The organism is Rhodopseudomonas sp. B29 (assembly GCF_000333455.1).
Taxonomy (GTDB): domain Bacteria; phylum Pseudomonadota; class Alphaproteobacteria; order Rhizobiales; family Xanthobacteraceae; genus Rhodopseudomonas.
Window position 1 is genome coordinate 1 of the sequence record NZ_BADD01000760.1, and the last position, 10579, is coordinate 10579.

Below are 10579 nucleotides of genomic sequence, written 5' to 3' on the forward strand. Positions count from 1 at the left end.
CCGGCGATCCATCTATTGCGAAGTGGATGGATGCGCGGTCAAAGCCCGCGCATGACGCCCCTCGTGAAGCGAGCGCCGGCGCTACGCTTACTGGTAGCCCTTCGGGAACGGATCCGGCTCGACCAGATCGGCGGTCTCGTAGATCACGTCGAACTGACCATCCAGACGGGCGCGGCCGACGCGGGTCTTCGACCACAGATGGTGGTTCGGATGGATGCGGACGTAACCTTCGGGCGCGCCCTTGAATTCGATCCCCGGGGACGCTTCGGCGATCTTGTCGATGTCGAACGAACCGGCCTTCTCGGCGGTCAACTTCCACAGCCACGGGCCGAGATAGGCAGCCTGGGTGACGTCTCCGATCACCGTCTTCTCGCCCCACATCTTGTGGAATGCGGGCACGAACTTCTCGTTGTTCGGGTTCTTGAGCGACTGGAAGTACTTCATGCAGGCGTAGGCGCCGGCGATGTTCTCGCCGCCAATGCCGTCGATTTCGTCCTCGGTGACCGAGATCGTCAGGAGCGCTTGCTTCGACAGGTCGATGCCTGCCGCCTTGAGCTGCTTGTAGAAGGCCACGTTGGAGCCGCCGACGACGTCGGTGAAGATCACGTCGGGCTTGGTCAGCTTGATCTTGTTGATAACCGAGTTGAACTGGGTGTTGCCGAGCGGATAGTACTCTTCGCCGACGACCTTGCCCTTGAGAACATTCTCGACGTGCTTACGGGCGATCTTGTTCGAGGTGCGCGGCCAGATGTAGTCGGAGCCGATGAAGAAGAAGCTCTTGGCGTTCTTTTCTTTGGCGATCCAGTTCAGGCCCGCGAGAATCTGCTGGGTGGCTTCCTGGCCGGTGTAGATGACGTTCTTGGACTGCTCGAGGCCTTCATAGAAGGTCGGGTAGTAAAGCATGCCGTTGTACTGCTCGAGCACCGGCAGCACCGCCTTGCGCGACGCCGAGGTCCAGCAGCCCATGATCGCCGCGACCTTGTCGTTGACCAGCAGCTTCTTGGCCTTTTCGGCGAAGGTCGGCCAATCCGAAGCGCCGTCTTCCTGGATGATCTTGATCTTGCGGCCGAGCACGCCGCCAGCCTCGTTGATCTGCGCAATCGCGAGCTTCTCGGCTTCAATCGAACCGGTTTCCGAGATCGCCATCGTGCCGGTGGCCGAGTGGAGAATGCCGACGGTGACTTCCGTATCGGTGACGGCAAGGCCGGTGGTGTTCACCGCGGAGGTCGCCGGTGCCTGGGCGAACGACGCTCGCGGCAACATCGTGAGGGCCGGAATGGCGGCCATTCCCATCAGCAGTTTGCGCCGGAATGGCGAATGCAGTCCCTGCTTGTTATCGTCTGACATAGCTACCCCTTCGTGGTTCGTTCGTGGACGCGTGTGCAGTCGCCAGAACGATCCGCGAAATTGGGCGCTGGTCCGATACGCAAGATTGCGTATGTTGCATCGCAAGACCGCGACGTAGGTTTACGTACGCACTCGAACGGGCAGAGTGCGCAAACAAATTGCGCGAGGCCGCCAAAATGCGCTTCGCGTGACCTGAAAAGTGGCAATGCCGGCGCGCAAGGCGCGCTAGCGTGGCGCGTACGACGAGGAGAAACGTGTGGCGGGGCGGCAGCGTATCGACCGCGTTCGGCGTCAGTACAATCAGTGGGTCGCCAACCAGACGCTGGAAGACTACGCGCTGCGCTTCACGGCCAAGAGTGCGCGCCGGTGGTCCGCCTCCCGCGTCGCCAACACGGCGCTGGGCGCGATCTCGTTCCTGGCGCTGGAAGCGATCGGCGGCACCATCACGCTGAACTACGGCGTGACCAACGCCACCGCGGCCATCCTGGTGGTCAGCGTGATCATCTTCTGTTGCGGGCTGCCGATCGCCTATCACGCCGCGCGCTGCGGCGTCGACATCGATCTGCTGACCCGCGGCGCCGGCTTCGGCTATATCGGCTCGACCATCACCTCGCTGATCTACGCCTCGTTCACCTTCATCTTTTTCGCCATCGAAGCGGTGATCCTCGCCAATGCGCTGGAACTGTGCTTCGGCCTGCCGATGCCGATCGGCTATCTGTTCAGCGCGGTCGTGATCATTCCGCTGGTGACCTACGGCATCACGCTGATCAGCCGGTTCCAGCTCTGGACCCAGCCGTTCTGGATCCTGCTGCACATTCTTCCTTTCGCGGCCATAGCGGTGAAGAACCCTGAGTCCTTCGCCCAATGGACGACCTTTGCGGGCCAGCACGGCAGCCCGGACGGCAAGCTCGATCTGCTGCTGTTCGGGACGGCGGCCTCGGTGGTGTTCGCGCTGGTGGCGCAGATCGGCGAACAGGTCGACTTCCTGCGGTTCCTGCCGCGCGACCGCCGCAGCTCGCAGTTCACATGGTGGGCGGCGATGGTCTCGGCGGGTCCGGGATGGATCGTGCCCGGCGCCATCAAGCTGCTCGCGGGCTCGTTTTTGGCTTACTTCGCGCTCAGCCACGGCGTCGCGCCGGAGAATGCCGCCGAGCCGGCGCACATGTATCGCGAGGCGTTCCGCTACGTGCTGTCGCAGCCGGGACTGGCGCTGGCGCTGACCGGCGCCTTCGTGGTGCTGTCGCAGATCAAGATCAACGTCACCAACGCCTATGCGGGTTCGATCGCATGGTCGAATTTCTTCTCGCGGCTGACGCACAGCCATCCCGGCCGCGTGGTGTGGCTTGTGTTCAACGTGCTGGTGGCGCTGCTGTTGATGGAGATCGGCGTCTACAAGGCGCTGGAGCATACGCTGGCGCTGTATTCCAACATCGCGATCGCCTGGGTGGGCGCGCTGGTGTCCGACCTCGTCGTCAACCGTCCGCTCGGATTGCGGCCGCGCCATATGGAATTCAAGCGGGCGCATCTCTACGACATCAACCCGGTCGGCGTCGGCTCGATGACCATCGCGACCGTGCTGTCGATCACCGCTTTCTACGGCGTGTTCGGCCCGGTCGCCAAGGCGCTGTCGCCGTTCGTCGCGCTGCTCGCCGCGTTCGCCGCGGCGCCTGCGATCGCCTGGGCGACGGGGGGCAAGTTCTACATCGCCCGCAAGCCGAAACGCTCCTGGCAGGGCATGCCGGCGATCAAGTGCTGCATCTGCGAGCATAGTTTCGAGCCGGAAGACATGGCGGCCTGTCCGGCCTATTCGGGGCCGATCTGCTCCTTGTGCTGTTCGCTCGACGCCCGCTGCCACGATCTGTGCAAACCGCACGCGCGGATCGATGCGCAGCTCACCGAGACGCTCGGCAAGGTGCTGCCGCCGCGCCTCTATGCGCTCATCAACTCGCAAGTCGGCCACTATCTGTCGGTGTTCGTCGTCTCCTCCGGCCTGATCGCCCTGCTGCTGACGATGATCTATCTGCAGGCCTCGAGCGGGCCCGACGCCAGGCAGATCGAGCTTGCCGAGATTCTCTGGAAGCTGTTCTTCGCGCTCACCATCATCATCGGCGTGGTGAGCTGGCTGTTCGTGCTGGCGCGGCAGAGCCGACAGGCAGCCGAAGCCGAAACGCGGCGCCAGACCGTGCTGCTGATGCAGGAGATCGACGCCCACCGTCAGACCGACGCGGAACTGCAGCGCGCCAAGGAGGTCGCCGAATCCGCCAATCTGGCCAAAAGCCGCTACGTCGTCGGCCTCAGCCACGAGCTGCGCTCGCCGCTCAACGCCATCAGCGGCTATGCGCAGCTGCTCGAACAGGACAACAGCCTGCCGGCCCGGCCGCGCGATCAGATCCGGCTGATGCGGCGGAGCGCGGATCATCTGTCGGGACTGATCGACGGGCTGCTCGACATCTCCAAGATCGAGGCCGGCCGGCTGTATCTATCGCGCGACGAGGTCCGCTTCGGCGAATTCCTCGATCAGCTCGTCGGCATGTTCCGGCTGCAGGCCGCCGCCAAGGACGTCGATTTCGTGTTCAAGCGGCCGCAATATCTGCCGCCGGTGGTCTATGCGGACGAGAAGCGGCTGCGCCAGGTGCTGATCAACCTGTTGTCCAACGCCATCAAGTTCACGCAAAGCGGCAGCGTGCAGTTCATCGTGCACTATCGCAACCCGGTCGCCGAACTCGAAGTCCGCGACACCGGCCCCGGCATTCTGCCGGACGATCTCGAACGCATCTTCGCGCCGTTCGAGCGAGGCGCGCTCGGCGTGTCACAGCCGCACACCGGCACGGGACTCGGCCTAACCATCAGCAAGCTGCTCTCGGGCGTGATGGGCGGCGACCTCACGGTGAAATCGACGCCCGGCCAGGGCTCGACCTTCAAGGTCAAGCTGCTGCTCTCCGAAGTCACCAACCCGACGCGCACGCGGACCATCCGCGCGCCGATCCAGGGTTATCACGGCGCGCGCAAGACGATCCTGGTCACCGACGACGATCCGGCGCAGCGCGATCTGCTGCAGGAGGTGCTGTCACCGCTCGGCTTCATCGTGCTCAGCGCGACCGATGGCCATGCCTGCGTCGACCTCGCCGAGCACTGTCAGCCCGATCTGTTCTTGCTGGATATTTCCATGCCCGGCATGGACGGCTGGACCGTCGCCGAAACGCTGCGCACGAACGGCCATCATCACGCCCGCATCCTGATGCTGTCGGCCAGCGCCATCGAGTCCCACGGCGCGCCGCTGGCGCAGCCTTTTCACGACGGCTATCTGATGAAGCCGGTCGATATCCCGCGGCTACTCGAACTGATCGGACAGTTGCTCAGAATTGACTGGATCCACAAGAGCGAGGCCACCACGGCCAACGGTTCGGCCGGCGAACTGCACAGCCCGCCGATGCAGCACGTCGAGGAATTGCTCGAACTCGGCAAGATCGGCTACATCCGCGGCATCGAGTCCAAGCTCGACCAGATCACCACCGATTATCCCGAGTCCGCAGCCTTCGTGGCGCAACTACGCTCTCTGGTCGAGGCGTTCGATCTCGATCAGTACATGAAGACGCTCAACGCTTTGTATCGCCATGAACACTGACCTGAAGAAGCGCGACATCGTGCTCGTCGTCGACGACTCGCCGGAGACGCTGCGGATGCTGACCGACGCGCTCGACGGCGCCGGAATGACGGTGATGGTCGCGCTCGACGGCGCCGCGGCGATGCGCATCGTCGAGCAGATCACGCCCGACATGATCCTGCTCGATGCGGTGATGCCCGGAATGGACGGCTTCGAGACCTGCCGGCGGCTGAAGCGTATCCCGGGGCTCAGCGACGTGCCGGTGATCTTCATGACCGGGCTGGCCGAGACCGAGCACATCGTGCGCGGGCTGGAGGCCGGCGGCGTCGACTATGTCGGCAAGCCGATCGCGATCGTCGAGATGCTGGCGCGCATCCGCGTGCATCTGAACAACGCCCGCGTCAGCCAGAGCGCCCGCGCGGCGCTCGACGTCTCTGGCCGCTTCCTGCTCGCGGTCGATCGCCACGGCAAGGTGCTGTGGGCGACGCCGCAGGCGCAGAAGCTGCTCGCCGCCGACGATCCGTCCGGCGAGGGCATGCGGCTCGACCTGCCGAAACCGTGGCTCGACTGGCTCGAGCAGGTGCATTCCGGCCTTGCCCAGCCCAAGACGCCGATGAAGACGCAGTCGCTGCGCAACGACGAACTGCGGCTGCAATACATGGGCAAGCTCGGGCCCAACGAATTCCTGCTACGGCTGGCGCGCGACAGTGCGGCGGAATCGCCCAAGGAATTCGCGGCGGAGTTCGGCCTCACCAGCCGCGAGAGCGAAGTGCTGGCCTGGCTCGCCAAGGGCAAGACCAACCGCGACATCGCCCAGATCCTCGGCCTCAGCCCGCGCACCGTCGACAAGCATCTCGAGCAGATCTACGCCAAGCTCGGCGTCGAAAACCGCACGGCAGCGGCAGCGATCGCGGCGAATGCATCGAGGCGGGATTAGTTAGGAATCGACGTCAGCCAATCCATTGCTTGCATGTTGGATTGTGCGTAGCCGCAAGAACAGCACGCTCCTTCTCCCCGCGCGCGGGGAGAAGGGTGGGATGAGGGGGCGTTTCCGCAAGGCCGAGTGCGAACTACTCATCTCCGCGTAGATCAACCAAGATGCGATTGAACTCGCGGAGGCGCCCCCTCACCCGGCCCGGCTTCGCTTCGCTCTGCCGGGCCGACCTCTCCCCGCGCGCGGGGAGAGGTTATTCAGTGCTCGTGGATAAGTACTACGACTCGTCGGCCGGGACGAAACAGCTGATCACGATGGTGCCGCCGTGGTAGACGTACCAGACCACGGCCTCGCCGACCGGATTGCCGGCGCCGCGGATGATGGCTTTCTCCGGGACTTCCCACCACACGCCGTCGATCGGCACCCAATAGGCACCATTGCGAATATCGTATTGCGTACGATGCCCGTCGGCGATGTCGCAGCACGGCACTCCCGCCGGACTGATCTGCCGTTTGAACCAGTCTCGCGTAGCCTGGGGCACGTCGGCGAACTGGCCGCGATCAACGGCCCGGGCCGTGCCGGCTGCAGCCGCCAACCCGACTCCGAACAGCACCGTCCATCTCGTAGACTTCGTTCGCTGCATCGGATCGCTCCGTCGAGACTGCCGCGGCGATGTTAGGCAGTGAGTCGGGCCTTGGGCAACGACTTGCTTCGCTGCACTGCGCCGGTGCGGCTGCACGAGCCAAATAAAAAGCTCCGGTCCTTCGCGGACCGAAGCTTCCAATCGATGGCGGCTCGAAATCAATGCGTGTTCGACTCCTGCCACTTCTCGAGGTCCGGCTTGGCCGGAGGCTTGCCGCCGGTCTGCGACACTTCGCCGGGCTTCTTCCACGGCTTGTCGGTGCCGCTCTGCATCGCGCCGCCGGGACGGTCGGGCGTGTCGTCGTTGTCGTTTTCAGACGCTGCCATGACTACTCCAACCTGATGCCGTCTTCGGCAGCTTCCACGACCTTCTTGGCCTTGTCACCGACATTGCTGGCGGCCGACATGAGCCCTTCGGGTGTCAGGCCCTGGCGCTCGGCTTCTTCGGCGGCCGCCTGGGCCGCCGACTGAATCACCTGCTGGGCGTGCTCGGTTTCGCGGCGGGCAAAGTCACGAGCCTGCGCCTTCAGCTCATCGCTGGTCTCGCCGAACCACTCCGACTCGATCTCGGTCGAGGGCAGCGACGCGGCTATGCCGGCACCGATCGCGAGACCGAGGGCCCCGAGCAGCAGTGGCTGCTGATCGAATATCTGGCCGATCCGATCGCGCGCATTGCTGTAAACCTCGGCGCCGGTGTCCGGCAGCGAGCGGCCGAATTCGGTGGCGCGGTCCATTGCGTTCGCACCGCTGTCGCGAACGGCGCGGGCCGCATCAGCCGCAGCGTTCGCGCCGGGGATGTGATCCGTCAGCGACGACAGCCGCTCGCCGGCAAGGCTCAGACCATCCTGGACGGATGACCGGCCCGCCGCCATCATATCGGCAGCGGCGTCAGGAAGGCGATCGAGACCAGCTTTGTTTGCCAGGTTCGACGCGCCCTTGCGCACGCCGCTGCCTGCAAACAGCCAGACCAGGCCCATGCCAATGAGGGCGGTCGAGACCGGATTGCGCTGTACGGCGCTGCCGAGGTCGTCGAGAAACCGCATCGTCTTGCGTTCGAACGAAGTCATCCCACCATCTCCTTGGCCGCGGCCTTGTCGCGTTGCAGTTGGTCGATCGTTACCTGCGGCTTCAGCGCTTCCGGCGACATCCGGCTCACGCCGATGCCGATCAGGGCCCCGGCGACACCGACCGATGCAGCGCCGACGATCAGATAGGCTAGCGGCTGCGACAGCCCGAGCTGGACGAACCAAGCGGCCAGCGCGAGCAGCAACATGATCAGGCCCGGGATCAGCAGAACCGCGCCCGCGCCCATCATCGCCGCCGCACGGCCGATCTGGCCGAACTTGTCGGCCATCTCGGCGCGCGCCAGCTCGAATTCGTTGCTGATCAGCTTGGCGAATTGCGAAAACGCGTCCCCGACCAGGTCGGAGATCGAGCGGTTGCTATTTGGTAGACTCATCGCGCGCATCCCTGTTGTCGCCCGCCGCCTGGCTCGACGTGTCGGCCGCAGCATCGTAGTAGGACGACCCCGCTCCGTCGGCCGAACTCTTGAGGAAGCGCATCACGCCAAAGCCGGCCAGCACGGCGAGACCGAGAAACGCGGTCGGCTGCCGCCGCGCGAAGTCCTGCATGCCGCCGACCAGCGTCGAAACGTCGCCCTGCTGAATGGTGTCGGAGATATCGTCGATGCGTGACGCGGCCTTGCGCATGTAAACGCCGGCGATCGGCAGGTCTTGATCGAACTCGCGCGACGCGCGGCGCATCGCCTCGGCGATGCCACCCACGTAGCTGGCACCGGCCTCCTTCTGCCGCGAAGCACCCTGGCGGATCGTGTCGGTAAACGCTTCGCCGGCCTCGCTGACGTATTCACGAGCGGTTTCGGCGAATTCCTCCGCCTTGGCGCGCGCGGCCTCGACCGACGACTGCGCCAGACCGGCGGCGCGATCCTTGGCCTCCCGGCCGGCATCTCGCGCCTGCGCAGTAACTTCCTCGGTCTGCTGCTTCAGCGTCTTGGGCGGCTGCTGACGGCCACCTCCGTTGCCTGCATTGCCCGAGTTCTTGATTGTCTGCTCAGCCATCCTGGTTCTCCCGGTCAATGCTTCTGCTGCGAAGGCGTCTCAAACGATGAACTGGCAGCCTCGGCCACCTTGCGTGCGCGCTGACCGATGTCGCGGACATTTTCCGCCATCGTATCGGGAGTCAGCCCTTGTTCTTCGGCCGCCTGCGCGGCGTTCTCGTAAGCCGCGCGGACGCGCTGCTTGGCGAGCTCGGCGCCCTGCGCAACGGCTTCCTCGGCGCGCTCGCGGACACGCCGGCTGGCGCGACCCATGGTGTCGCGCTCGATGCGCAGCCGCGGAATGGCACTGGCAATGAGGGCACCGACAAGCAGACCGGCACCTGCAACGAGCAGCGGGTGTTCGCTGACCGTGCGGGTCGCGGTCTGCTGCGCCCGGCCGCCGAGTTCGGTGGCGCGGTCGCGCATCCGCGCCGCGGCCTCGAGGCTGGCATCCGTCGTATCCGAGATGCGGTCGCGCAGCCGGGCAGCCGTTTCGGCGGCGCTGTCGCGGAGCGATGACGCCGTGTCACGCACGGCGTCGACCGCAGCGCTGGCGAGACCGGCGCCTTGGGCGCCCGTCTCATCCGCCTGGGTGGCCAACGCCTCGCCCGCAGCTCCGGCACGGCGGCGCAGATCATCCGAGCCTGCGGCCACGGTGCGGCTGAGCTGCTCGCCTTGCTGACGCAGATCGGCAGCGCTGTGCGACGCCGCTTCGCGGAATTGATCGGCACGCGTGCTGACTTCGTCGCGCGCCGCCTGCATGGCGCCGGACGCGTATTCTTTCGCGGCGGCAGTGGCATCCGCCGCATCGGCGCCGAACCGACGCGCTCGGCGAGCCGCTTCGTCGGCGAACTCCACGGCGGCATCCGACGCGCGCTGCGTCAGATCCTGACCACGCTTGCTGCCGGCCAGATATAGCCCAGCGCCGACCATCAGCACCGGCGCCGGAATGGCACGAACGATCTTCAGCAGCGGATAGGCCAGCGTGGCGCCGACGGCGACGGCTTGGACCGGATTGCGCTGGATGGCATTCGTCACGGTCTCGACGAGCTCTTCGCCGCGGGTCTTCATATAGCTGCTCACTTCCGCGCTGATGTGCTGGGGTGAAATCCGCTGGCGCAGATCGCTCGCGGTCTCGGTCACCGTGGCTCGCAATTCGCCGACGGTCTCGGTCAGTCCAGCTCGTGCGCGCTCGGCATCGCGCCGGATCTCGTCCAGGGTACGGGTGTCCTGCGCCATTACTGCCTCCAGTGGTTGTCAGCCTCCAACTCGATCCGAACGACTATGTTCCAGGAGGCAAGTGCTTCACCACATGGGTGTTTGTCGCAGCGCTGTCAAAGCGGAAGGTCGTGTCATTTGAGCGAATGGTAACCGCCTGCTAGCGGCATTGCGGCCGATCGGCGCTTTCCGTCCGGCCGGGATGTTGGCTACAAAGCAGCTGAGCGCCCGGGCGCTCCAGAACAAAAATGGGGGGATCGATGGGCCTGCACGACTTCACACTGGCCGATGTCTATCGCCGCAATGCGGCGCTGTTTCCGGCGCAGCCAGCCTTCGCGTTCGATGGCGCTGCCGTCAGCCATGGCGATTATCTGGCCCGGATCGAACGTCTGGCTGCAGGATTGCAGCACAGCGGCGTGCAGCGGGGTGACCGAGTTGCGATTCTGTCGCAAAACTGCCCCGAGATGGTCGACCTGATCGGCGCCGTGGCGCTGGTCGGCGCCATCCTGCTGCCGGTGAACTATCGCCTGAATGCCGACGAGATCGGCTTCGTACTGGGCGACGGTGCACCCAAGTTGCTGATCGTCAGCGAGGAATATCGCGCGCTGGTGCAGGATTTGCTGCCCGGCCTCGGTAGCGTGGAAAAGAGCTACGTGATCGGCGACGCTTCCGGCCCGTTCACGGGCTTTTGCCGATCTCCCCTCGGACGAGCCATTCAGGCGGTCGATGTTGCAGCGGGCCGACGGCTTCGTCATCATTCACACCGCCCCGGTCGGCG

At 65.1% G+C, this 10579-nt stretch carries 10 protein-coding genes; 3 read left to right on the top strand and 7 right to left on the bottom strand.

Translation table 11 applies throughout. The annotated features are described in order from the left end of the window. Positions 1-87: 87 nt before the first annotated feature. A complete protein-coding gene (gene urtA, locus I5M_RS27345; protein WP_031337785.1) occupies positions 88-1347 on the bottom strand; it encodes an urea ABC transporter substrate-binding protein in 1260 nt (419 codons plus the stop codon). Between the two features lie 256 nt (positions 1348-1603). On the opposite strand from urtA, the gene I5M_RS27350 reads away from it, so the two are divergent. Then, positions 1604-4972 carry an ATP-binding protein gene (locus I5M_RS27350; protein ID WP_022724310.1) on the top strand — a complete coding sequence of 1123 codons (3369 nt, stop codon included), beginning with the start codon at positions 1604-1606 and terminating at the stop codon, positions 4970-4972. Continuing rightward, entirely contained in the window at positions 4962-5888 is a 927-nt protein-coding gene (locus I5M_RS27355; protein ID WP_022724311.1) for a response regulator transcription factor, read from the top strand. The genes I5M_RS27350 and I5M_RS27355 overlap by 11 nt, the downstream gene beginning before the upstream one ends. A 274-nt stretch (positions 5889-6162) precedes the next feature. Here I5M_RS27355 and I5M_RS27360 read toward each other — a convergent pair whose 3' ends face one another. From I5M_RS27360 to I5M_RS27385, 6 genes are all read right to left on the bottom strand, one after another. After that, positions 6163-6528 (bottom strand): hypothetical protein, encoded by a 366-nt coding sequence (locus tag I5M_RS27360; RefSeq protein ID WP_031337786.1) that lies wholly within the window; start codon positions 6526-6528, stop codon positions 6163-6165. Positions 6529-6686: 158 nt separating this feature from the next. Further along, complete coding sequence (locus I5M_RS32970) at positions 6687-6854, bottom strand: hypothetical protein (protein ID WP_022724313.1); 168 nt, start codon at positions 6852-6854, stop codon at positions 6687-6689. 2 nt (positions 6855-6856) lie between these two features. After that, on the bottom strand, positions 6857-7570 hold the full coding sequence (locus I5M_RS27370; protein WP_244432110.1) for a hypothetical protein: 714 nt from the start codon (positions 7568-7570) through the stop codon (positions 6857-6859). 20 nt (positions 7571-7590) lie between these two features. Next, entirely contained in the window at positions 7591-7986 is a 396-nt protein-coding gene (locus tag I5M_RS27375) for a phage holin family protein (RefSeq protein ID WP_031337787.1), read from the bottom strand. After that, positions 7970-8605, bottom strand: a complete 636-nt coding sequence (locus I5M_RS27380) for a hypothetical protein (protein WP_022724316.1) — start codon at positions 8603-8605, stop codon at positions 7970-7972. The genes I5M_RS27375 and I5M_RS27380 overlap by 17 nt, the downstream gene beginning before the upstream one ends. 14 nt (positions 8606-8619) lie before the next feature. Continuing rightward, positions 8620-9822 carry a late embryogenesis abundant protein gene (locus I5M_RS27385; RefSeq protein WP_022724317.1) on the bottom strand — a complete coding sequence of 401 codons (1203 nt, stop codon included), beginning with the start codon at positions 9820-9822 and terminating at the stop codon, positions 8620-8622. 239 nt (positions 9823-10061) lie between these two features. Here I5M_RS27385 and I5M_RS27390 point away from each other — a divergent pair. Further along, positions 10062-10579, top strand: a 518-nt coding sequence (locus tag I5M_RS27390) for an AMP-binding protein (protein WP_022724318.1), incomplete at its 3' end; no start/stop codon positions are given.